Raw genomic sequence first — 21,146 nt, forward strand, 5'->3', positions numbered from 1 at the left:
GCCGGGCGGCGCCCCACTCCGGCCTGCGGCACAATCGCCGCAGGCCCAACGAGGAGTCCGCCATGCGCATCCACCTTGTCCTGCCCCTGCTGCTGGCAACGGGCCTGGTCGCCGCCTGCAGCTCGCTCCAACCCGATCCGGGCGCGCCCGGACGCGCAGGCACGGCAGCCGGCGCCTGCCAGGCCGACCCGGTGGCCTGGGCCGTCGGCCAGCCGGCCAACGAGGAAGTCATGCGCCGGGTCTGGCGCGAGAGCGGCGCTGGCCTGGTCCGCCCGATCGGGCCCGGTCAGGCGGTGACCCGCGACTTCCGCCGCGACCGCCTCAACGTGCACATCGACCGCAGCAACATCATCACCGCGGTCGACTGCGGCTGAGGCCTGCGGCACGGGTGTGCGCCCGGAATAGAGCAAACGCCAGGATCCCGGGCTCCGGAAGGGGACGCCGCACCCCGGGTATCCGGGTCACCGCTCAGAAGGACATCCTTGTCCTTATTCACGGCCGTGGCACATCCATGTGCCACTTGCCCCGGATACCCGGGGTACGGCGTCCTCGGGTGGCGTCCCGGTTGTGGCTTCGATTGGCGGCGCGATGAGGCGTCCGCGTGACCCGGACAAGACCGCAGGCCGCATCCGGGTTTTCCACCTGGCGCTTTCCGATTCCCGGATGCGCTTCGCTTATCCGGGCTACGCGCCATTGAGCCCCTCTCCCGGAGGGAGAAGGGAGCAAGAGCGAAGCGACGTCCGGAACGCACCGGAAGACGCGGTAGCGCGGGGGTATGGCGCAAGCAGCACATGGATGTGCTGCGTTCGCGCGTTGGAGCCAGGGATGGCGGAACCGCGCGATGCGGCATGCCCCCGCGCTGCCGCGGCTCCGTCCGAAGCCGGCGATCCCAACGCTGCTGATGTTGCGTTGCTCCCCCATATGAGCAGTCTTCCACCTGGCGCTTTCCGATTCCCGGATGCGCTTCGCTTATCCGGGCTACGCGGCTACCCGACCCCCACCCCTGCCCCTCTCCCGGGGGGAGAGGGGAAAGGGCTCATACGCCCAGCGCCTGCTCGTGCACGCCGGCCACCGCGCGCCCCGAAGGGTCGGCCATCTTCGCGAAGCTGGCGTCCCAGGCGATCGCTGCCGGCGAGGAACAGGCGATCGACTTGCCGCCTGGCACCGTCTCCGCAGCCGCCGGCGTCGGATAGAAGTGCTCGAAGATCGAACGGTAGAAGTAGGCCTCCTTGGTCTGCGGCGGGTTCACCGGGAAACGCCTGTCCGCCGCCGCGAGTTCGCGGTCGCTGACCTGCGCCTCCGCGTGCGCCTTCAACCCGTCGATCCAGCCGTAGCCCACGCCATCGCTGAACTGCTCCTTCTGCCGCCACAGGATTTCCGCCGGCAGGTAGCCGTCGAAGGCCGCGCGCAGCACGCCCTTCTCCATCCGCTGCGGACCGGCATCGCCCTTGCGCACCATCTTGTGCGCCGCGTCCATGCGCATGGCCACGTCGAGGAACTCGCGGTCCAGGAACGGCACCCGCGGCTCCACGCCCCAGGCCATCATCGACTTGTTCGCGCGCAGGCAATCGTAGTTGTGCAGCGCATCGAGCTTCCGCACCAGCTCCTCGTGGAACTCGCGCGCGTCCGGCGCCTTGTGGAAATACAGGTAACCGCCGAATACCTCGTCGCTGCCCTCGCCCGACAGCACCATCTTCACCCCCATCGCCTTGATCCGCCGCGCCAGCAGGAACATCGGCGTGGACGCGCGGATGGTGGTGACGTCGTAGGTCTCGATATGGCGGATCACCTCCGGCAACGCATCCAGCCCTTCCTCGAAGGTGTACTCGAAGCCGTGGTGCACCGTGCCCAGCGCCTCGGCGGCGATCTTTGCCGCGGCCAGGTCCGGCGAGCCCTCCAGGCCGATCGCGAACGAATGCAGGCGCGGCCACCAGGCCTCGGTGCGGTCGCCGTCCTCGATGCGATGCCGCGCATAGCGCGCGGCCACCGCCGCCACCAGCGACGAATCCAGGCCGCCGGACAACAGCACGCCGTAGGGCACGTCGGTCATCAGCTGGCGGTGCACGGCCGCCTCGAAGGCTTCGCGCAGGTCCTGCGGCGACACCGCCACGCCTTCCACCGCCGCGTAGTCGCGCCAGGGCCGCTCGTAGTATTTCACCAGCTCGCCGGTGGCGGTGTCGTACCAGTGGCCCGGCGGGAACTGCGCCACGTCGGCGCAGTCGTCGACCAGCGCCTTCATCTCCGAAGCCACGCGCAGGCGGCCGGCGCGGTCGTGGCCCCAGTACAGCGGCACCACGCCGATCGGGTCGCGGGCGATGATCGCGCGGGCCTTCGCCTTGTCCCAAAGGGCGAAGGCGAAGATGCCGTTGAGCCGGTTGAGGAACGAGGCCGGTTCGTCCTCGCGGTACAGCGCGTTGATCACCTCGCAGTCGGACTCGGTCTGGAACGCGTAAGCCTGCTCCAGTTCGCCCTTGAGCCGCTTGTGGTTGTAGATCTCGCCGTTGACCGCCAGGGCCAGCTGGCCATCGTCCGACAGCAGCGGCTGCGATCCGCCGGCCGGGTCGACGATGGCCAGGCGCTCGTGGACCAGGATCGCGCCCTCGTCCAGGTACACGCCGCTCCAGTCCGGGCCGCGGTGGCGCTGCCGCTGGGACAGGTCCAGCGCCTGCCGCCGCAGGGCCTGGAGGTCATCGCCTGCCTGCAGGCCGAAGATGCCGAAGATCGAACACATGGGAAACTCCTGGGAGGTCTGGTGGTGTTACGGAATCCTTCCTGCATCGAGGCCAGCGGTCGCCCTTTCCCGGGGCACAAAAAAAACCCGCATCGGCCGGATGCGGGTTCTCTGGTAGCCGGGGCCGGTTTCGTTCTAGGCCAGGCTGCGCTCCCGCATCGGTCGCGCACGGTTATTCGCCGCATTGTTATTGCGGTTGGAATTGCCCGGATTGGCGCGGTCGCGGAAGTGCATGGAGCCGACGTTAACCGGCCTCCCGGGGCCGCGCAACGGTTGCTGCGGCAACTGACACCCCGCTCACGCCACCGGCCGAATACTTCAGGCCCCAGTGCATCCGCCGTCACCGGAGGCCACCTTGCCCGATACCACCCAACGCCTTGCCCGCACCACGCAGGTCGTCACCCGCCTCGCGCGCCACCGCCGCATCCTCTCCGGGATGGACTGGAGTACGGCGCCGGCGACGGAGCCGACCATCGCCCACGTGTCCGAAGTCGCCGAAGCCAAGGCCTTCGCTGCCGACCTGGAGGCGCTGGGCCCGGCCTTCATCAAGCTCGGCCAGTCGCTGTCGACCCGTCCCGACCTGGTGCCGGCGGCCTACATCGATGCCCTGGACCGGATCCAGGACGAAGTCGCGCCAGTGGACACCGCGGTGATCGAGAAGATCATCGAGGACGAACTGGGCGCCAGGATCAGCCGCATCTTCGCCAGCTTCGACCCGGTGCCGCTGGCCGCCGCCTCGCTGGCGCAGGTCCACCGCGCCACCTTGCGCGACGGCCGCGAGGTCGCGGTCAAGGTGCAGCGACCGGGCATGGACGCGGCCATCCGCCTGGACCTGGAAGTGCTGGCCGGCCTGGCCGGCACCGCCGACGCCCTCACCCAGGCCGGACGCCGCCTGCGCTTCGCCGACTGGATCGCCGAGTTCCGCAAGATCCTGCTGCTGGAGCTGGACTACCGCCGCGAAGCCGAGAACCTCGAACGCTTCCGCGAACACCTGTCCGAGTACCCGCACCTGTACGTACCGGCGCCGGTCTGGGGCCTGAGCACCTGCAAGGTGCTGACCATGGAACTGGTCCATGGCGAGAAGGTCACCTCGGTCACCGGCCTGCAGCGCACCGAGCTGGACCTGCGTACGCCGGCCTCCGAGCTGATGCGCGCCTACCTGGACCAGGTGTTCGTCAACGGCGACATCCACGCCGACCCGCACCCGGGCAACGTGCTGCTGTGCCGCGACGGCCGCCTGGCCCTGATCGACCTGGGCATGGTCGCGCAGGTCGCCCCGCGCATGCGCGAGCGCCTGCTCAAGCTGCTGTTCGCCGCGGTCGACGCGCGCGGCGAGGACGTGGCACGCGAGCTGGTGGCGATCGGCACCCGCCTGGAACAGTTCGACGACGCCGCCTTCGTCCGCGACACCGGGCAGCTGGTGGCGCGCTACGCCACCGGCGGCCGGCGCACCTCCGAGGGCCGGCTGCTGCTGGACCTGGTCGCCTGTTCGGCCGAGCGCGGCCTGCGCGTGCCGCCGGAGATCAGCCTGCTCGGCAAGACCCTGCTCAACCTGGAGCGGGTGGCCGATGCGCTGGATCCGGACATGGACGTGCGGCGGATGGTCGAGGCCCACCTGCAGTCGATCATGCGCAAGCAGCTGCGGCGCTCGTTCTCCACCGCCAACATGGCCAGCGAGGCGCTGGAGGTGCAGGCGCTGCTGCGCGACGCGCCGCGCAAGATCTCCGACACGCTGTCGCTGCTGGCGGAGAACAGGATGCAGGTCCGCCTCGATGGCCTTGACCACTCCAGGATCATGGAGAACCTGCAGAAGATCGCCAACCGCATCGCCGCCTCGGTGGTGACCGCGGCGCTGCTGCTGTCCTCGGCGATGCTGATGCGGATCGAGACCAAGGCCACCCTGTTCGGCTACCCGGTACTGGCCGTTCTGCTGTTCCTGGTCGGTGCGGGCCTGGGCATCACCATCGCGCTGAGCGCGCTGATCTTCGACCGCCGCGCGCGGCCGCCCGAACGCAGCGGCCCGAACTGAGCTCAGCGCGCCGGCGGCAGCAGCAGGCGTTCGAGCAGGCGCAGGTACAGGCCAGGCAGCGCTTCCAGGTCGGCCACGGACACGTGCTCGTCGACCTGGTGGATGCTGGCGTTGACCGGCCCGACCTCGATGCACTGGGCACCGAGCGGAGCGATGAAACGGGCGTCGGAGGTGCCGCCGCCGGTGCTTTCCTCCGGCGGCGCGCCGGCGAACTGCGCCAGGACTTCGCGCGCCACGCGGCGCAGGGGACCTTCCGGCGTGTAGAACGGTTCGCCGCTGCGGTGCCAGCGCAGCGTGTAGTCGAGGCCATGGCGGTCCAGCAGCGCAGCGATTTCCGCCTCCAGCCGCGGCGCGTCCCAGTGCGGGTTGTAGCGCAGGTTGAACAGCACCCGCAGCTCGCCGGGGATGACGTTGCTGGCGCCGGTGCCGGCGTGGATGTTGCTGACCTGCAGGCTGGTCGGGGGGAAGCTCTCGTAGCCTTCGTCCCAGACCCGCGCGGTGAGCTCGGCCAGGGCTGGCGCGGCCTGGTGGATCGGGTTGCGCGCCTTGTGCGGATAGGCGACGTGGCCCTGCACGCCCTTCACCGTGAGCGTGCCCGACAGGCTGCCGCGCCGGCCGACGCGCAGCAGATCGCCCAGCTTCGCGGTGGACGACGGCTCGCCGGTGATGCACCAGTCGATGCGCTGGCCGCGCTGGCGGAAGGTTTCGGCGACGCGGCGCACGCCGTCGATCGCATCACCCTCCTCGTCCGAGGTCAGCAGCAGCGCCAGCGTGCCCGGATGCTCCGGATGCGCGGCGACGAAGCGTTCGGCGGCGACCACGAAGGCGGCGACGCTGCCCTTCATGTCGGCGGCGCCACGACCGTACAGCGCGCCGTCGCGGATCTCCGGCACGAACGGATCGCTGGCCCAGGCCTCGCGCGGACCGGGCGGCACCACGTCGGTATGGCCGAGCAGCACCAGCACCGGGCCTTCGCCGCCGTGCGTGGCCCACAGGTTGTCGACCTCGCCGTAGCGCAGGGATTCGCAGGCGAAGCCGGCACGCTGCAGGCGGTCGGCCAGCAGCGCCTGGCAGCCGGCGTCGTCCGGGGTCACCGAGGGACGCGCGATCAGTTCGCAGGCCAGGTCCAGCACTTCGCTCATGCACTCAATCCGTGTTTGCAGGCGCAGGAAGGATACGACCGCATGCGGTCGCGCGATCGGCTCAGCCGATGCCGAACAGCTTCTTGAAGCCGTTGTCGGAAAAGCCCTGGCTGAAGCTGCCGTCGTCCTTGACCACCACCGGGCGGCGCACCAGCTGCGGGTGCTCGCGCAGCAGCAGCTTCCACTCCGCCTCGCTGCCCGGCGACTTGCGGTTGTCCGGCAGCTGCCGCCAGGTGGTCGAGGACTTGTTCACCAGGGCGTCGAAGCCGCCGGCCTTGCCGGCCCACTCCACCAGGGTCTCGGGCGAAGGCTTGCTGTCGCGGTAGTCGACGAAGGTATACGGCACGCCGAAGCGGTCCAGCCACTTCGTCGCCTTCTTGCAGGTGTCGCAGTTCTTGAGGCCGTAGAGCGTGGTCATGCGTCCCTCACCCACGCAGCAGCTCGTTGATGCTGGTCTTGGCGCGGGTCTTCGCATCGACCTGCTTGACGATCACCGCGCAGTACAGCGAATGCGTACCGTCGGCGGCCGGCAGCGAGCCGGACACCACCACGCTGCCCGGCGGCACGTAGCCGTAGCTGATCTCGCCGGTAGCGCGGTTGTAGATGCGGGTGGACTGCCCGATGAACACGCCCATGCCGATCACGCTGTGGTGGCCGACGACCACGCCCTCCACCACTTCCGAGCGCGCGCCGATGAAGCAGTGGTCCTCGATGATGGTCGGGCTGGCCTGCAGCGGCTCGAGCACGCCGCCGATGCCGGCGCCGCCGGAGATGTGGCAGTGCTTGCCGACCTGCGCGCAGGAACCGACCGTGGCCCAGGTATCGACCATGGTGCCTTCGCCGACGTGCGCGCCGATGTTGATGAAACTCGGCATCAGCACCACGTCCTTGCCTAGGTACGAGCCGCGGCGGGCGATCGTGCCCGGCACCACGCGCACGCCCAGCCGGCGGAACTCGGCCTCGCCGTAGTCGCCGAAGCGCGCCGGGACCTTGTCCCAGAACGGCGCCGGGCGGCCGTCCATCACCACCATGTCGTTGACGCGGAAGTACAGCAGCACGGCCTTCTTCAGCCACTCGTTGACCGTCCAGCCGCCCTTGCCGTCCGGCTCGGCCACGCGGAACTCGCCGCTCTCCAGGCCGGCGATCACGCGCTCGACCAGCGGGCGGGTCGAGCCTTCGATCTCGTCCAGGGTCAGCGCGGCGCGGCGCGCGAAGGCGCTGTCGATCGAGAACTTCAGCTCCTCCAGTCCCGGGCCGGTACTGGCCGGGAGCAGGGTGCGCTTGCGCGCGGTCTTCTTCGCAGCGGTCTTCTTCGGGGGCTGTGCGGCCATCAGGCGGGGGCTCCTGTCGTCGTATTGCCATCCAGCCGCGCGCGCAGCTCGCCACGCAGCCTTTCCTGCGTGGCGGCGTCCAGCGGCCGGTCGTGTTCGTCGGTGATCTGGAAGATGTCTTCCACGCGCTCGCCGAACGTGGCGATGCGTGCGTCGTGCACGCGAAGCCCGCAGGCGCGCAGGGCCTGGGCCACGTCGGCCAGCAGGCCGGGACGGTCAGGGCAGACCAGGCCCAGCAGGCTGCGGCGGCCGTCGGCGGTGGTGTTGAACTCCACTTGCGGCGGGAAGCGGAAATGGCGCAGCTGGCGCGGCGCCGCGCGACGCGGCGCGCGCACCTGGTCCAGGGCGCCGGCCAGGGCCTGGCGCAGGGCCTGTTCCAGCTGCCGCGGATCGCCGCTGGCGAAGCTGTCGGAGGGCAGCACCTCGAAGGTGTCGAACACCGCGCCGTGCGGGCCCATCAGGATCCGCGCCTGGTGCACGCCGTAGCCGTGGCGGTCGAGCGTGGCCACGATCGCGGCGAACAGGCCGTCACGGTCGGGCGAGTGCACGAACACTTCCAGTGCGGCGCCGTGGTTGCCGATCCGGCGCACCGCCACCTGGGTGTCGCCGGCATACACCTCGACCAGCGCCGCGGCCTGCCAGGCCAGCTGCTCGGGGCGGAAGCGCAGGAAGCTTTCCTCCGGCATCTCCGCGAACTGGCGGTCGATGGTGGCGTCGTCGTAGCCCTGTCCGCGCATCAGCTGGCGGGTGGCCTCGCGCGCCTCGGCGACGCGGGCTTCCGCGTCCACCGGCGCTTCCAGGCCTTCGCGCAGCACGCGCCGGGTCGACAGGTACAGGTCGGCCAGCAACCGGTCCTTCCACGCGTTCCACAGCTTGGGGCTGGTGCCGGCGATGTCGGCGCAGGTCAGCAGGTACAGGTAGTCCAGGCGTTCGCGGTCGCCGACCAGGATGGCGAAGCGGCGCACCACCTCCGGATCGGAGATGTCCTGTTTCTGCGCGGTCACCGACATGCGCAGGTGCTGCTCCACCAGCCAGGCCACCAGGCCGGTGTCGGCCTCGCTGAGCCCGTGCGCGGCGCAGAACTCGCGCGCGTCGACCGCGCCCAGCTCGGAATGGTCGCCGCCGCGGCCCTTGGCGATGTCGTGGAACAGGCCGGCCAGCAGCAGCAGCTCCGGCTTGCGCAGGCGCGGCCAGACTTCGTGCGCGATCGAGAAGCGCTCGTCGGGCACGCCGCTGGCGAAGCCGGCCAGGTTGGCCAGCACCATCAGCGTGTGCTGGTCGACCGTGTAGGTGTGGAACAGGTCAAACTGCATGCGCCCGGACACCTGCGCGAACGCCGGCAGGTATTCGCCGAGCACGCCCAGGCGGGCCATGCGGGTCAGCGTCTCCACCGGTCGCGGGCCGCGCAGCAGGGCCATGAAACGCTCGCGCGCGGCCGGGCCGGCCTCGGTGTACGGCGGCAGCAGCTTGAGCGATTCGGCCAGCGCGCGCGCGGTCTGCGAGTGCAGGCCGCGCACCTCGCCGAGCCCGGCCCAGGTGGCGAACAGCGCCAGCACCTCGCGCAGGTCGCCTTCGGGCCAGTACGGCGCGGCGGCGGCCAGGTAACCGCGGCGCAGGACGAAGTCCGGGTTCACCGGCTCCGGCGTGGCCTCGCCGTCGAAGGTCTCCTCGAAGCGCTGCAGCAGCCGGTCGCTGATCCGGCGGATGATCGCGGCGCTGCGGTAGAACCCCTGCATCATCTTCTCGACGCCGAGGCTGTGCTCGTCGTCCTGGTAGCCCAGCCGCTCGGCCAGCGCCTTCTGGTAGTCGAAGCGCAGTCGCTCCTCCGGCCGGCCCGCCACCAGGTGCAGGCCGAAGCGCAGGCGCGCCAGCGAACGGCGCTCGCGGACCAGCGCCGCGGCCTCGTCCGGCCCGAGCTGGCCCAGGCTCACCAGCGACTCGATGTCGCGCACGCCGAACGCGCGCAGCGCCATCCAGCCCAGCGTGTGCAGGTCGCGCAGGCCGCCGGGGCCGTCCTTGATGTTCGGCTCGAGGTTGTCGGAGGTGTCGCCGTGGCGACGGTGGCGCAGCTGCAGTTCCTCGCGCTTGGCGAGGAAGAAGTCGCGCGGCGGCCAGATCCGCTCAGGACCGATCGCCCTGGCCAGCGCCGCCATGGTCGCCGCGCTGGCGACCACCGGGCGCGCCTCGATCAGCGCGGTCATCACCGTCTGCTCGGCGGCCGCGGTGGTGCATTCGTCCAGCGAGCGCACCGCGTGGCCGACCGGCAGGCCCACATCCCAGAGCAGGGCGAAGAAGGCGCACAGCTGCGCCTGGAAGGCCTGCTGGGCATCCGGTTCGGCCAGCACCAGCAGGTCGATGTCCGAGCGCGGGAACAGTTCGCCGCGGCCGTAGCCGCCGACCGCGACCAGCGACAGCGGCGCCTCGGCGGGAACGCATTCGTGCCAGGCGCGGCGCAGCAGGTCGTCGACCAGGCGCGCGCGCAGCGCCAGCAGCCGGTCGATGTCGACCTCGCGGCCGTAGCGCTTGAGCAGGCGCGCGTCGCCCTGGGCCAGCAGCTCGCGGGCCTGGGCCGCCCATCGTGCGGACGTGCCTGCATCGGCCTGGGCCGGGACCCGCTCCATGCCGGCACCCACGTCCGCGCCGCTCACAGTGGCGGGGGCTGCTGGCCGGGCGCCAGCGTCAGCACGTCCACGCCGTCCTCGGTCACCGCGACCATGTGCTCCCACTGCGCCGAGAGCTTGCGGTCCTTGGTCACCACGGTCCAGCCATCCGGCAGCACCTTGGTGTGGCGGGTGCCCTCGTTGATCATCGGCTCGATGGTGAAGGTCATGCCCGGCTTGAGCACCAGGCCCTGGCCCGGACGGCCGTAGTGCAGCACCTGCGGCTCGTCGTGGTAGACCTTGCCGATGCCGTGGCCGCAGTACTCCCGCACCACCGAGAAGCGCTCGGATTCGGCGTATTCCTGGATGGCGTGGCCGATGTCGCCCAGGGTCGCGCCCGGCTTCACCGCGCGGATGCCGCGCCACATCGCCTGGAAGGTGGTCTCGACCAGCCGCCGCGCCATCACCGACGGGGTGCCGACGTAGTACATGCGGCTGGTGTCGCCGTGCCAGCCGTCCTTGATCACGGTGACGTCGATGTTGAGGATGTCGCCGTCCTTGAGGACCTTGTGCGGGCTCGGGATGCCGTGGCAGATCACGTTGTTGACCGAGGTGCAGGTGGTCTTGGGATAGCCGCGGTAGCCGACGTTGGCCGGGATGGCTCCCTGCACGTTGACGATGTGGTCGTGGCAGATGCGGTCCAGTTCCTCGGTGGTCACGCCCGGCTTGACGTAGGGCGCGATCATCTCGAGCACCTCGGCGGCCAGGCGGCCGGCGACGCGCATCTTCTCGATTTCTTCTGGGGTCTTGAGGTGCAGGGTCATGCGGGGATTATCGCCGATCCGCGCCGATCCTGAACGCGACGGGCCGTTCCATGGCCGGGACCGCCGCTCTCCGCCCGCTTCCGGGCCCCGGTTCCCGCTTCGGGGGGAAACCGCTCTTGATTAGGATCAAAAACGTGATGGGGGTCAAGTATTTGAATCAATTGGACCAGAATATGACCAACTTGGTTACAAATATTTCGTGAAGCTGAACCGAATCGGCCGCCCTCCCCCCGTACCCCGAATTAAACGATCCGGCAGGCGCTTGCCGACTTGGCATGGTTCCTGCGCTGCCGTCGTCGGCTGCAACCCACCTTGGAACCAACGGAGTACGGAATGAACCTGTTCAAGACCACCCTCCTCGCCACCGTCGTAGCCGCCGCCGGGTTCGCGGGCACCGCGATGGCCGCCTCGCCGCTGACCGACACCTTCGAGGTCAGGATCGAGATCCAGGAGACCTGCGAAGTCCTGATCGCCAGCGACATCGTCTTCGACGCCACCATCCCGGAGCCAGGCACCGTCGAGCAGGAGGGCGAGATCGCCGTCGAGTGCACCAACGGCACCGCCTATTCCCTGTCCCTGAACGAGGGCGCCTCGGGCAATCGCCACATGGCCGGCCCCAGCTCGCAGGAGATCGCCTACGAGCTGTACCAGGACAGCGCCCGTACCCCCGTCTGGGGCACGGACGCCGACAACAAGCACGTCACCGGCGAGGGCGAAGGTCTCGGCAGCGCCTACCGGATCGTGCACGACGTCTACGCCGTCGCCCCCCTGGTGGGTAACGAAGAGCCTGGCGACTACAGCGATGTCGCGACCGCCACCCTGACCTTCTGATCCCCGAAGGTCGCAGACGGCCATGAAGGCAGCGATTCCTTTCCGCATGGCGCGCTTGCGCCATGCGGGCCTGGCACTTCTGGCGGCGCTCATGACGATGGCGCCGGCCGCCGCCGGCGCCGCCGACCTGCAGGTCTCGCCGATCACGGTCGAGTTCGGGGCGCGGCAGCAGGCGGCCGCCGTCTGGCTGAGCAACACCGGCGCCCAGCCGCTCCGTGCCCAGGTACGGATCCAGGCCTGGGACCAGGCGGACGGCGAGGACGTCCTCCAAAGCAGCCACGACCTGGTCGCCAGCCCGGCCACGCTCGAGGTGGCGCCCGGCGGCAGGCAGATGGTCCGCATCATCCGCCTGCCGCCGTCCGTGCAACCGCGCGAGCGCACCTACCGCCTGCTCGTCGACGAACTGCCCGCCGCACCCGACGAAGCGCGCAAGGGCCTGCAGTTCCTCCTGCGCTACTCGATCCCGGTGTTCACCGCGCCGGCGGCCAGTCTGGCTCAGCAGGTCCCGTCCGCCGCGGCACAGGCACCCCTGGCCGACCTGTCGTCGGTGCGCTTCAGCCTGGAAACGGATGCCGGAGGCAGCCGCCTGCTTGGCCAGCAATGCCGGGGCTACGCGGCTCAAGCTCAGCCAGCTGTCGCTGGTGGAGGCCGACGGCAGCGAGCGCCCCCTGAACCAGGGCCTGCTGGGATACGTGCTCGCCGGTCGCAGCATGGCTGGCCAGTGCCCCTCGCCTCTCCCCTGCAGCCGGGCCAGTCCCTGAAGGCGAGATTCAATGACGACCTGCAAGCGCAGCCGTTGCCGCTGGACCACCCTGGTCACTAGCCTCGCGGCGATCCTTGCCGCACCGCATGCCGTCGCCGACGTACGCACCGCAGCGCTGGCGACCGGCAGCGTCGGCGGGGGCATGCTCGAGCTGGTCGACGGCGGCGCCGAAAGCCTGCCGGACGGGGCGACGCAGCTCTTCCTGGAAGTGGTGATCAACCAGGCGCCGACCGGCCAGCTCGCCCCCATCGGCCTGGTCGATGGCCGCCTCGTCGCCGCCCCGGCCACGCTGCGCGCGCTTGGCCTGGCATGGCCGGAGACCGATGGCGACGCTACCGGCGCACCGGTGGTGCTGGAAGAGATCCCCGGCGTCGCGGTCACCTACGACGGCTCGCTCCAGCGCCTGCACCTGATGGTGCCGGTCGCGCTGCTGTCCGGGCCCACCGCCACCTTCGGCTACGTCCCGCCGCCCGCCCCGACGCTGTCCGCGGAACGCGCGCGCCGGGCCTGCTGCTCAACTACGACGTCTTCGCCCAGGGCGACCGCCACACCCGCACGCTGAGCAACTGGTACGAACTGCGCCTGTTCGGCGCCGGCCCCGGGGTGTGGCGCAGCAGCGGCGTGCTGCGCTCCGGCGACGGGCCGGAAACCTCGTCGACCGACGTGCGCCTGGACACCTCCTGGCAGCTCGACTTCCCGGAGCGGATGGTCAGCGTCCGCATCGGCGACGGCATCGGCGGCCAGCTCGACTGGACCCGCTCCACGCGCTTCGGTGGCATCCGCGTCTCGCGCGACTTCAGCCTGCAGCCCTACCGGGTGACGGTGCCGCTGGCATCGTTCGCCGGCGAAGCGGCCCTGTCCTCGACCGTGGACCTGTTCGTCGACGGCATCCGCCAGTCCCAGCAGCAAGTGGGCCCGGGGCAGTTCCGGATCGACAGCCCCCCCATCCTCAGCGGCGCCGGCCAGGCACAGCTGGTGGTGACGGACATCAACGGCCAGAGCCGCACCCTCTCCTTTACCCTGTACAACGCGCGCCAGCTGCTGCAGCGCGGGTTGAGCGACTGGTCGTTCGAGGCCGGCAAGGTGCGCCGCGAGTATGGTCGCGAATCGTTTGCCTGCGCCGACGACGCGATGGCCAGCGGCAGCTTCCGCCACGGCGCCAGCGACTGGCTCACCCTCGAGGCGCACGCGGAGACCACCCGCGGCCTGGACATGGCCGGGGCCGGCGCGGTGTGCTGCTGGGACATCGGGGGGGGGCGTGGCGTCCGCTTCGTACGCGTCCAGCCATTCCGCGGCCGGACGCGGCACCCAGCAGGCCTTCGGATACCAGTGGCAGGGGCGACGCTTCAACGTGAATGCCTCGCCCCTGCGCCGCGACCGGGCGTTCCGCGACGTCGCCAGCATGGAAGGCTCGCTCCTGCCGGCCCGTACCGACCTCGTGTTCGCCGGCACCAGCCTGGGCCATGGCCATCTGGCGGCCAGCTATGTGCGCCAGGAAATGTTCGACCGGCCACTGTCGCGTTATGCCGGCCTTACCTGGTCGCAGCCGTTCGGACGCGCCATGGCCGGCGCGCACCTGAGCCTCAGCTTCAACCACGACCTGGAACGCGGCTCCGGCACCAGCGGCAACCTGTACCTGTCGATACCGCTCGGACGGCAGCACCAGGCCTGGGCCAGCGCCAGCAGGCAGGAGCGCGGCAGCACCGCGTCGGTGGGCGCGTCGCGCTCGGCGGGCATGGACCAGGATGACTGGGGATGGCGCATGCAGGCCAGCAGCGGCGAGCAGGCCGGCGGCCAGGCCGAGCTGAGCCGGCTCGCGCGCCACGGCCAGTGGCGCGTGGGCGCACAGCGCTGGACCGGCAACACCCTCATCTACGCCAACGCCTCCGGCGGCGTCCTGCTGATGCAGGGCCGCCTGTTTCCGATGCGCCAGACCCATGACGCATTCGCCGTCGTTCTCCACCGACGGCATCCCGGACGTGCCGGTGAAGCTCGAGAACCGCCTCGTCGGCACCACCGACGAACACGGCCTGCTGCTGGTGACGCCGCTCAACGCCTGGCAGAAGAACGACCTGTCGATCGACCCGCTGCTGCTGCCGGCGGACATCAGTGTCGGCTGCACCCGGTTCACCGCCGCCCCGGCGACGGCCAGCGGCATGCTGGCGCGCTTCCCCATGCGGGCCGTGGTGGCGGTTCAGTTCGCCGTGCGCGACGCGCGGGGCCAGTGGCTGGCGCCGGGCACGCAGCTGCGTGCGGAGGACGGCAGCGTCGTGGCCATCGTCGGCCATGACGGGCTGGTCTACCTGGAGGATCCACCCGCCGGAAGCCGCCTGCTGGCCGTCACGGGGGCCCGTTCCATTCCGTTGCCCGCCACGCTGCCCGAGCGTGGCTGGATCGACCTGGGAGAACTGCAGTGCCACTGACCGATCATCCATCCCTCCGCGGGGCCGACCGGCCGCGCCTGGCACGGCGCCTGTCCGCATGGCTGGTCGCCGCGATGCTGGCCTGCATGCCGCTGGCCGCACTGGCGCAGACCTGCCACATATCCGGCTCGTTCGGCCTGGACTTCGGAAGCGTCAACGCGAACGGCAAGAGCGGCACCTCTTCGATCACCTACGTCTGCCAGAACTACACCTCGGCGCCGGTGCTTTATTTCGAGTTGTGCCTCTACGTGGGGCCGGGCCAGTTCAGCAACGGCCAGCCGACGCGGCGGATGATCAACTACAGCAAGCAGACCTACCTGTCGTGCGACCTGTTCTCCGACAGCTCGCATACCAGCACGCTCGGCCCGCCCGGCACCCTGCCGCCCTACCGGTTCCGATGACGGTGGCGAGCAACAAACAGATCTCCGCCAACGCGCCCATCTACGGGCTGGTCTATCCCGGACAGACGAGCGCGGCGGCCGGCAGCTACCAGGAGCAGGGCACCAGCGGCGTCCTGCGCTGGCGCTACGACAACCAGCCGTTCACCGCCAATCCGGACTGCAGCAGCGGCGGCCTGGGCGGCGGCGAGACCTCGTTCAATTCCTCCGGCGTCCTGGCGACTACGACAACAGCTGCGTGGCCCGGGTTACCGCCGCCGACCTGGACTTCGGCCAGACACCCCCGCCCGGCACCGCCATCGCCGCCACCTCCACGATCGCGGTCAGCTGCCCGCCACAGACCTCGTGGCGGCTGGGACTGGACGACGGCCTGAACCACGGCGGCGGCTCGCGGCGCATGGCCGGCAGCGGGGGCTACGTGCGCTACAACCTGTACCGCGATCCGGGCCGCATCCAGCAATGGGGCAACGCTGTCGCCAACAGCTACACCCACACCACCGCGGCCAATGGAAGCACCGTCACCGTCACCGTCTACGGCCTGCTGCCCGCCCAGCCGGAGGCGGTGCCCGGCAACTATTCGGATACGGTCACCGTCACCCTGACCTACTGACGTCCGGCCTCCGCGCCCCGGAAACACAGCCCGCCCCAAGGGCGCGTTTGCCGGGGGGCCGCCGGACGGCTATACTCCCGCGGCTGTCCCTCCGCCCGGTCTCGGGCCGCCCACGCCGGGCGGGGATGTGCCGGCTCCGTCCGGCCCGGCGAATACACACCTGTCGCCACCTACCGTGCCGGGGTGCCCGCCTCCCAGGAAGCGGGTTCGGACACGGAAGCGCCAGGGAGGCCCAACCCCGGAACCGTCGTGCGACCCGCCAGGGCCGCACCCCCGCGCGGTCATACCCATGACGCACCGCCGGGCGACGCAGCGGTTCCACTGCCAGGAGTTACCAAGCAATGCCCCAGATCACCATGCGCCAGATGCTGGAAGCCGGCGTGCACTTCGGCCACCAGACCCGTTACTGGAACCCGAAGATGGCCCCGTACATCTTCGGCGCCCGCGGCAAGATCCACATCATCAACCTCGAGAAGACCGTCCCGCTGTTCCAGGACGCGATGAACTTCATCTCGGGCATCGCCCAGAAGCGCGGCACCATCCTGTTCCTGGGCACCAAGCGCAGCGCGCGCGAGGCGATGAAGGAAGAGGCCGAGCGTTGCGGCATGCCGTACATGACCCAGCGCTGGCTGGGCGGCACCCTGACCAACTTCCGCACCGTCAAGCAGTCGGTCGCCCGCCTGAAGGAGCTGGAAGCGGCCGAGACCGACGGCACCTTCGACAAGCTGGTCAAGCACGAAGTGCTGGGCCTGCGCCGCGAGCGCGAGAAGCTGGAAGCCTCGCTGGGCGGCATCAAGGACATGAACCGCCTGCCGGACGCCCTGTTCGTGATCGACATCGGCCACGAGGACATCGCCATCAAGGAAGCCAAGAAGCTCGGCATCCCGGTGGTCGCCGTGGTCGACACCAACTACGACCCGAACCTGGTCGACTACCCCATCCCGGGCAATGACGACGCCATCCGCGCCGTCCAGCTGTACGCCCGCGCCGCCGCCGACGCGGTGCTGGAAGGCAAGGCTGCCGCCCCGCATGCCGCCACCGTGACCGAGAGCGACTTCGTCGAAGCCGACGAGGGCAAGGGCAACCGCCGCGCCCCGGCCAAGAAGGGTCCGCGCAAGGGCAAGGCCGAGGAAGGCGAGTCGGCCGCCGCCGAGTAAGCCACGCCGGGCGGCCGCCATGCGCGGCCGCCACTGTCCCGCGGGCGGCCCTACGGGCTGCCTGCGGCCGGGCCGGGCCGTTCCGCGCATGCGTGCGCGACGGCCACGCCCCTGCCCCGCCGGCGCGCGGGGCCCACTACATCCCATAACGAGGTCATTCCCGTGGAAATCACTGCTTCCCTGGTCAAGGAACTGCGCGAGCGCACCGGCGCCGGCATGATGGAGTGCAAGAAGGCGCTCACCGAGAACAACGGCGACATCGACGCGGCGGCCGAGTGGCTGCGCAAGTCGGGCCTGGCCAAGGCCGACAAGAAGGCTGGCCGCGTGGCCGCCGACGGTCGCATCGCCTTCGCCCAGGACGGCGGCAAGGCCGTGCTGGTCGAGATCAACTCCGAAACCGACTTCGTCGCCAAGGACTCCAACTTCCTGGCCTTCGCCGATGCCGTCGCCCAGGCCGCCCTGGCCTCCGGCGCCGCCGACGTCGAGGCCCTGAAGGCCGCCAGGCTGGCCTCCGGCGAGACCGTCGAGGAAGCCCGCGCCGCCGTCATCGCCAAGGTCGGCGAGAACGTGCAGGTCCGTCGCCTGGTCGCCATCGACAGCGCCAACAATGTCGCCGCGTACGTGCACGGCGGCCGCATCGGCGTGCTGGTCGAGGTCAAGGGCGGCAACGAGGAGCTGGCCCGCGGCATCGCCATGCACGTGGCGGCGATGAACCCGCCGCACATCAAGGCTTCGGACGTCCCGGCCGAGTTCATCGCCAAGGAAAAGGAGATCGAGCTGGCCAAGATGTCGGAGAAGGACAAGGCCAAGCCGGCCGAGATCCTGGAGAAGATCATCTCCGGCAAGATCGCCAAGATCGTCAACGAGGTGACCCTGTACGGCCAGCCGTACGTGCTGGACACCAACCAGACCGTCGAGCAGGCGCTGAAGGCCGCCGGCGCCGAAGTCCTGCGCTTCGACCGCCTGGCCGTGGGCGAAGGCATCGAGAAGAAGGAAGACGACTTCGCCGCCGAAGTGATGAAGCAGGCCGGCCTGGCCTGATCCACGCTCCAGCCCGGAACCGGGAAAAAGCCGCGGCCTGCCGCGGCTTTTTCTTTTCCGGCCGGACGCGGCGGCAGTCGCCCCCCCGGCTTCCCCGGGGCCGCCCAGGCAGCGCGCGCCCATGCCGCTTGCGCGCACCATCACGCCCGCCGAACCGGAAACGGCGCCGAATGCGCGATGCGCGCATCAGGAGGCGCGGGTTTTCCGCTAGAATTCCCGCACCCCCTCCACTGACCACGAGACCGCCATGTCCGAGCTCGCCTACCACCGTGTCCTGCTGAAACTTTCGGGGGAGGCGCTGATGGGGGCTGAGGACTACGGCATCGACCCGGTCGTCATCGGCCGCATCGCCCGCGAGATCATGGAGGTCCGCGAAGCCGGCGCCGAGATCGGCCTGGTGATCGGCGGCGGCAACATCTTCCGTGGCGCCGGCCTGGCCGCCGCCGGCATGGACCGGGTGACCGGCGACCAGATGGGCATGCTGGCCACCGTGATCAACGCACTGGCCATGCAGGACGCGCTGGAGAAGCTCGGCGGCAAGGTCCGGGTGATGAGCGCGATCAAGATCAACGACGTGTGCGAGGACTACATCCGCCGCCGCGCCGTGCGCCACCTCGAGAAGGGCCGCATCGCGATCTTCGCCGCCGGCACCGGCAACCCGTTCTTCACCACCGACTCGGCCGCCGCCCTGCGCGCGATCGAGATCAACGCCGACCTGCTGCTGAAGGCCACCAAGGTCGACGGCGTCTACGACCGCGACCCGAAGAAGCACGCCGACGCGGTGCGCTTCGAGGAGCTGGACCACGACGAGGTCATCGCCCGCGACCTGCAGGTGATGGACACCGCCGCGTTCGCCCTGTGCCGCGACCACGGCATCCCGCTGCGCATCTACGACATCTCCGTGCCGGGCAACCTGATGCGGATCCTGCGCGGCGAGGCGGTCGGCACCCTGGTCCGCGCCCGCCGCTGAGCCGGCGGCCGCGGGCTTCCCCGGGGCGCGCCGGGGGCGGTCATCGCCTATAATCCGCCGATTCGGTTTTCCGACGGAACATGGCGATGATCAACGAGATCAAACAAGACGCGCAGGCCCGCATGGCGAAGAGCATCGAAGCCCTGCGCCACAACCTGGTCAAGATCCGCACCGGGCGCGCTTCCACCGGTCTGGTCGACACCATCCGGGTCAGCGCCTACGGCAGCGAAGTCCCGCTGTCGCAGGTCGCCGCGGTCTCGGTGTCCGACGCCCGCTCGCTGGTGATCACCCCCTGGGACAAGTCGATGGTCGGCCCGATCGAGAAGGCCATCCTGGGTTCGGACCTGGGCCTGACCCCGAACACCGCCGGCACCACCATCCGCCTCAACCTGCCCGCCCTCACCGAGGAGCGCCGCCGCGAGCTGGCCAAGGTCGTGCACGGCGAAGGCGAGGACGCCAAGGTCGCGATCCGCAACATCCGCCGCGACGCCAACCAGCAGGTCAAGGACCTGCTGAAGGAAAAGCAGGTCACCGAGGACGAGGTCCGCCGCGCCGAGGAGGACATCCAGAAGATCACCGACAAGGCGATCAAGGACGTCGACGAGGTGGTCAAGGGCAAGGAACAGGAACTGATGGCGGTCTGAGCGGTCTGCACTCCGCATGACTGCCACTCCCGCCACCGCCGCGTCCGTCCCCCGCCACCTGGCGATCATCATGGACGGCAACGGCCGCTGGGCCCAGCGCCGGCGCCGTCCGCGCGCCATCGGCCATCGCGCCGGCGCGCGCGCGGTCAACCTGGCCATCGACTTCTGCCTCGAACGCGGCATCGGCGCGCTGACCCTGTTCGCCTTCTCCAGCGAGAACTGGGGGCGGCCGCAGGAGGAAGTCGGCGCGCTGATGAAGCTGTTCCTCAACGCGCTCGAACGCGAGGTCGACGAGCTCGACCGCCGCGGTGTGCGGGTGCGCTTCATCGGCGAGCGCTCGCTGTTCCCCGACGCGATCCGCGAGCGGATGGCCGCCGCCGAGCGGCAGACCGCGCACAACACGCGCCTGCAGCTGTCCATCGCCGCCAGCTACGGGGGCCGCCAGGACATCGCCACCGCCGCGCGCGCCCTGGCCGAGGACGTGGCCGCCGGCCGGTTGCGCCCGGAGGACATCGACGAGGCCGCGGTCGGCGCGCGCATGGCACTGGCCGACCTGCCGCCGCCGGACCTGTTCATCCGCACCGGCGGCGACCACCGGGTCAGCAACTTCCTGCTCTGGCAGCTGGCCTACACCGAACTGTGGTTCACCGAAACCCTGTGGCCGGACGTGGACGCCGGCGTGCTGCAGCAGGCCCTTGACGACTACGCCGGGCGCGAACGCCGCTTCGGCCTCACCAGCGCCCAGGTCGGCGCCAAGGCCACCGCATGACCCGCACCCGCGTCCTCGCCGCACTGGTGATGGCCCCGGCCGCGATCGCGGCCATCCTGCTGCTGCCCACGCCCTGGCTGGCGGCGGTGGCCGCGCTGGTCATGCTCGCCGCCCTGTGGGAATGGCTGAAGCTGGCCGGCGTCGACGACACCCTCCCGCGCACGGTGCTGGTCGGCCTGAACCTGCTGCTGATGGTGCTGCTGGTCTGGGCCTCGCGGACCGACGGCGAGTTCTCGCCGGTGCTGTTCCAGCTGGCCACCCTGGCCGGCGCGGGCGGCTGGGTGCTGGCGCTGGCCTGGCTGTGGCGCTCCGGCTTCAGCGCCGGCGAGCAGCCCTGGAAGCGGGTGTTCAAGCTTGCCGCCGGCACCATGGCGGTGATCCCGGCCTGGTGCGCGCTGTGCCTGGTCCACTCGGCCGGCTTCGCCGGCCTGGCCGCCGACGCCGCCGGCGACGCCAACGGCCATCGCTGGCTGCTGACCGCACTGGCCCTGGTCTGGGTCGCCGATTCGGGCGCCTACTTCGCCGGCCGCCGGTTCGGCCGCCACAAGCTGGCCCCGGTCATCAGCCCCAACAAGACCGTCGAAGGCGCCCTCGGCGGCGTGGTCGCCGGCACCCTCGTCGCCCTGGCCTTCGGCTGGTTCGCCGGCGCCACCACGGCGCAGCTGCCGGCGCTGGCGCTGGTGGCCGCGGTCACCGTGGCCGCCTCCATCGTCGGCGACCTGGTCGAGAGCCTGCTCAAGCGCCAGGCCGGGGTGAAGGATTCAGGCGACCTGATCCCGGGCCACGGCGGCGTGCTCGACCGCGTCGACAGCGTGCTGGCGGCCCTGCCGGTGTTCGCCATCGGCAAGGAAATCTTCGGTTTCTGAGGCTGGACGGACCGGAC

21 protein-coding genes are annotated in these 21,146 nt (G+C 70.4%); 15 read left to right on the top strand and 6 right to left on the bottom strand.

What is annotated here, in order from left to right; all coding sequences use genetic code 11:
• The first annotated feature begins 62 nt into the window (after positions 1 to 62).
• Positions 63 to 374 (top strand): I78 family peptidase inhibitor, encoded by a 312-nt coding sequence (locus PSEJ35_RS0101625; RefSeq protein WP_028916255.1) that lies wholly within the window; start codon positions 63 to 65, stop codon positions 372 to 374.
• A 662-nt stretch (positions 375 to 1,036) separates the two neighbouring features.
• Here PSEJ35_RS0101625 and asnB read toward each other — a convergent pair.
• The gene (gene asnB, locus PSEJ35_RS0101630; RefSeq protein WP_028916256.1) at positions 1,037 to 2,731 is read right to left on the bottom strand and encodes an asparagine synthase B; all 1,695 of its coding nucleotides are present in this window, start codon (positions 2,729 to 2,731) and stop codon (positions 1,037 to 1,039) included.
• 355 nt (positions 2,732 to 3,086) lie between these two features.
• On the opposite strand from asnB, the gene PSEJ35_RS0101635 reads away from it, so the two are divergent.
• Positions 3,087 to 4,760 (top strand): AarF/UbiB family protein, encoded by a 1,674-nt coding sequence (locus PSEJ35_RS0101635; RefSeq protein WP_028916257.1) that lies wholly within the window; start codon positions 3,087 to 3,089, stop codon positions 4,758 to 4,760.
• Between the two features lie 2 nt (positions 4,761 to 4,762).
• Here the strand turns inward: PSEJ35_RS0101635 and dapE are convergent, their stop codons facing one another.
• From dapE to map, 5 genes are all read right to left on the bottom strand, one after another.
• Positions 4,763 to 5,902, bottom strand: a complete 1,140-nt coding sequence (gene dapE, locus PSEJ35_RS0101640; RefSeq protein ID WP_028916258.1) for a succinyl-diaminopimelate desuccinylase — start codon at positions 5,900 to 5,902, stop codon at positions 4,763 to 4,765.
• A 61-nt stretch (positions 5,903 to 5,963) separates the two neighbouring features.
• Entirely contained in the window at positions 5,964 to 6,320 is a 357-nt protein-coding gene (locus PSEJ35_RS0101645; protein WP_028916259.1) for an arsenate reductase, read from the bottom strand.
• Positions 6,321 to 6,327: 7 nt separating this feature from the next.
• Positions 6,328 to 7,233: a 2,3,4,5-tetrahydropyridine-2,6-dicarboxylate N-succinyltransferase gene (dapD, locus tag PSEJ35_RS0101650; RefSeq protein ID WP_028916260.1), complete on the bottom strand. Its 906-nt coding sequence runs from the start codon at positions 7,231 to 7,233 to the stop codon at positions 6,328 to 6,330.
• The gene (gene glnD, locus PSEJ35_RS0101655) at positions 7,233 to 9,854 is read right to left on the bottom strand and encodes a [protein-PII] uridylyltransferase (protein WP_028916261.1); all 2,622 of its coding nucleotides are present in this window, start codon (positions 9,852 to 9,854) and stop codon (positions 7,233 to 7,235) included. The genes dapD and glnD overlap by 1 nt, the downstream gene beginning before the upstream one ends.
• A 23-nt stretch (positions 9,855 to 9,877) precedes the next feature.
• On the bottom strand, positions 9,878 to 10,657 hold the full coding sequence (gene map / locus PSEJ35_RS0101660; protein ID WP_028916262.1) for a type I methionyl aminopeptidase: 780 nt from the start codon (positions 10,655 to 10,657) through the stop codon (positions 9,878 to 9,880).
• A gap of 333 nt (positions 10,658 to 10,990) precedes the next feature.
• On the opposite strand from map, the gene PSEJ35_RS16505 reads away from it, so the two are divergent.
• From PSEJ35_RS16505 to PSEJ35_RS0101730, 13 genes are all read left to right on the top strand, one after another.
• Positions 10,991 to 11,488 carry a spore coat U domain-containing protein gene (locus PSEJ35_RS16505; RefSeq protein ID WP_051412411.1) on the top strand — a complete coding sequence of 166 codons (498 nt, stop codon included), beginning with the start codon at positions 10,991 to 10,993 and terminating at the stop codon, positions 11,486 to 11,488.
• Positions 11,489 to 11,510: 22 nt separating this feature from the next.
• Positions 11,511 to 12,311 (top strand): fimbria/pilus periplasmic chaperone, encoded by an 801-nt coding sequence (locus PSEJ35_RS16510; RefSeq protein ID WP_051412412.1) that lies wholly within the window; start codon positions 11,511 to 11,513, stop codon positions 12,309 to 12,311.
• The gene (locus tag PSEJ35_RS17380; RefSeq protein WP_028916263.1) at positions 12,262 to 12,813 is read left to right on the top strand and encodes a hypothetical protein; all 552 of its coding nucleotides are present in this window, start codon (positions 12,262 to 12,264) and stop codon (positions 12,811 to 12,813) included. The genes PSEJ35_RS16510 and PSEJ35_RS17380 overlap by 50 nt, the downstream gene beginning before the upstream one ends.
• 59 nt (positions 12,814 to 12,872) lie before the next feature.
• Positions 12,873 to 14,000 (top strand): fimbria/pilus outer membrane usher protein, encoded by a 1,128-nt coding sequence (locus PSEJ35_RS17095; RefSeq protein WP_198014131.1) that lies wholly within the window; start codon positions 12,873 to 12,875, stop codon positions 13,998 to 14,000.
• Between the two features lie 188 nt (positions 14,001 to 14,188).
• Positions 14,189 to 14,674, top strand: a complete 486-nt coding sequence (locus PSEJ35_RS16530; protein ID WP_028916266.1) for a FimD/PapC C-terminal domain-containing protein — start codon at positions 14,189 to 14,191, stop codon at positions 14,672 to 14,674.
• Positions 14,665 to 15,075: a spore coat protein U domain-containing protein gene (locus PSEJ35_RS15115; RefSeq protein ID WP_028916267.1), complete on the top strand. Its 411-nt coding sequence runs from the start codon at positions 14,665 to 14,667 to the stop codon at positions 15,073 to 15,075. The genes PSEJ35_RS16530 and PSEJ35_RS15115 overlap by 10 nt, the downstream gene beginning before the upstream one ends.
• 235 nt (positions 15,076 to 15,310) lie before the next feature.
• The gene (locus PSEJ35_RS17385; protein ID WP_051412414.1) at positions 15,311 to 15,682 is read left to right on the top strand and encodes a spore coat U domain-containing protein; all 372 of its coding nucleotides are present in this window, start codon (positions 15,311 to 15,313) and stop codon (positions 15,680 to 15,682) included.
• Positions 15,683 to 16,023: 341 nt separating this feature from the next.
• Positions 16,024 to 16,839, top strand: a complete 816-nt coding sequence (gene rpsB / locus PSEJ35_RS0101705) for a 30S ribosomal protein S2 (protein WP_028916268.1) — start codon at positions 16,024 to 16,026, stop codon at positions 16,837 to 16,839.
• 162 nt (positions 16,840 to 17,001) lie between these two features.
• Positions 17,002 to 17,880 carry a translation elongation factor Ts gene (tsf, locus tag PSEJ35_RS0101710; protein ID WP_024869749.1) on the top strand — a complete coding sequence of 293 codons (879 nt, stop codon included), beginning with the start codon at positions 17,002 to 17,004 and terminating at the stop codon, positions 17,878 to 17,880.
• Positions 17,881 to 18,127: 247 nt separating this feature from the next.
• Positions 18,128 to 18,850, top strand: coding sequence for a UMP kinase (pyrH, locus tag PSEJ35_RS0101715; RefSeq protein ID WP_028916269.1), 723 nt, complete (start codon positions 18,128 to 18,130; stop codon positions 18,848 to 18,850).
• 86 nt (positions 18,851 to 18,936) lie between these two features.
• Positions 18,937 to 19,494, top strand: a complete 558-nt coding sequence (gene frr, locus PSEJ35_RS0101720; protein ID WP_028916270.1) for a ribosome recycling factor — start codon at positions 18,937 to 18,939, stop codon at positions 19,492 to 19,494.
• Between the two features lie 16 nt (positions 19,495 to 19,510).
• The gene (uppS, locus tag PSEJ35_RS0101725; RefSeq protein WP_028916271.1) at positions 19,511 to 20,263 is read left to right on the top strand and encodes a polyprenyl diphosphate synthase; all 753 of its coding nucleotides are present in this window, start codon (positions 19,511 to 19,513) and stop codon (positions 20,261 to 20,263) included.
• Entirely contained in the window at positions 20,260 to 21,129 is an 870-nt protein-coding gene (locus PSEJ35_RS0101730) for a phosphatidate cytidylyltransferase (protein ID WP_028916272.1), read from the top strand. The genes uppS and PSEJ35_RS0101730 overlap by 4 nt, the downstream gene beginning before the upstream one ends.
• Positions 21,130 to 21,146 lie beyond the last annotated feature (17 nt).

This window comes from Pseudoxanthomonas sp. J35, from assembly GCF_000513995.1.
Taxonomy (GTDB): domain Bacteria; phylum Pseudomonadota; class Gammaproteobacteria; order Xanthomonadales; family Xanthomonadaceae; genus Pseudoxanthomonas.

Excerpts from the sequence above, each read along its gene's own strand:
- PSEJ35_RS0101625 (WP_028916255.1), top strand. The coding sequence starts at position 63 with ATGCGCATCCACCTTGTCCTGCCCCTGCTGCTGGCAACGGGCCTGGTC.
- asnB (WP_028916256.1), bottom strand. The coding sequence starts at position 2,731 with ATGTGTTCGATCTTCGGCATCTTCGGCCTGCAGGCAGGCGATGACCTC.
- dapE (WP_028916258.1), bottom strand. The coding sequence starts at position 5,902 with ATGAGCGAAGTGCTGGACCTGGCCTGCGAACTGATCGCGCGTCCCTCG.
- PSEJ35_RS0101645 (WP_028916259.1), bottom strand. The coding sequence starts at position 6,320 with ATGACCACGCTCTACGGCCTCAAGAACTGCGACACCTGCAAGAAGGCG.
- dapD (WP_028916260.1), bottom strand. The coding sequence starts at position 7,233 with ATGGCCGCACAGCCCCCGAAGAAGACCGCTGCGAAGAAGACCGCGCGC.
- glnD (WP_028916261.1), bottom strand. The coding sequence starts at position 9,854 with ATGGAGCGGGTCCCGGCCCAGGCCGATGCAGGCACGTCCGCACGATGG.
- map (WP_028916262.1), bottom strand. The coding sequence starts at position 10,657 with ATGACCCTGCACCTCAAGACCCCAGAAGAAATCGAGAAGATGCGCGTC.
- PSEJ35_RS16505 (WP_051412411.1), top strand. The coding sequence starts at position 10,991 with ATGAACCTGTTCAAGACCACCCTCCTCGCCACCGTCGTAGCCGCCGCC.
- PSEJ35_RS16510 (WP_051412412.1), top strand. The coding sequence starts at position 11,511 with ATGAAGGCAGCGATTCCTTTCCGCATGGCGCGCTTGCGCCATGCGGGC.
- PSEJ35_RS17380 (WP_028916263.1), top strand. The coding sequence starts at position 12,262 with ATGACGACCTGCAAGCGCAGCCGTTGCCGCTGGACCACCCTGGTCACT.
- PSEJ35_RS16530 (WP_028916266.1), top strand. The coding sequence starts at position 14,189 with ATGACGCATTCGCCGTCGTTCTCCACCGACGGCATCCCGGACGTGCCG.
- rpsB (WP_028916268.1), top strand. The coding sequence starts at position 16,024 with ATGCCCCAGATCACCATGCGCCAGATGCTGGAAGCCGGCGTGCACTTC.
- pyrH (WP_028916269.1), top strand. The coding sequence starts at position 18,128 with ATGTCCGAGCTCGCCTACCACCGTGTCCTGCTGAAACTTTCGGGGGAG.
- frr (WP_028916270.1), top strand. The coding sequence starts at position 18,937 with ATGATCAACGAGATCAAACAAGACGCGCAGGCCCGCATGGCGAAGAGC.
- uppS (WP_028916271.1), top strand. The coding sequence starts at position 19,511 with ATGACTGCCACTCCCGCCACCGCCGCGTCCGTCCCCCGCCACCTGGCG.
- PSEJ35_RS0101730 (WP_028916272.1), top strand. The coding sequence starts at position 20,260 with ATGACCCGCACCCGCGTCCTCGCCGCACTGGTGATGGCCCCGGCCGCG.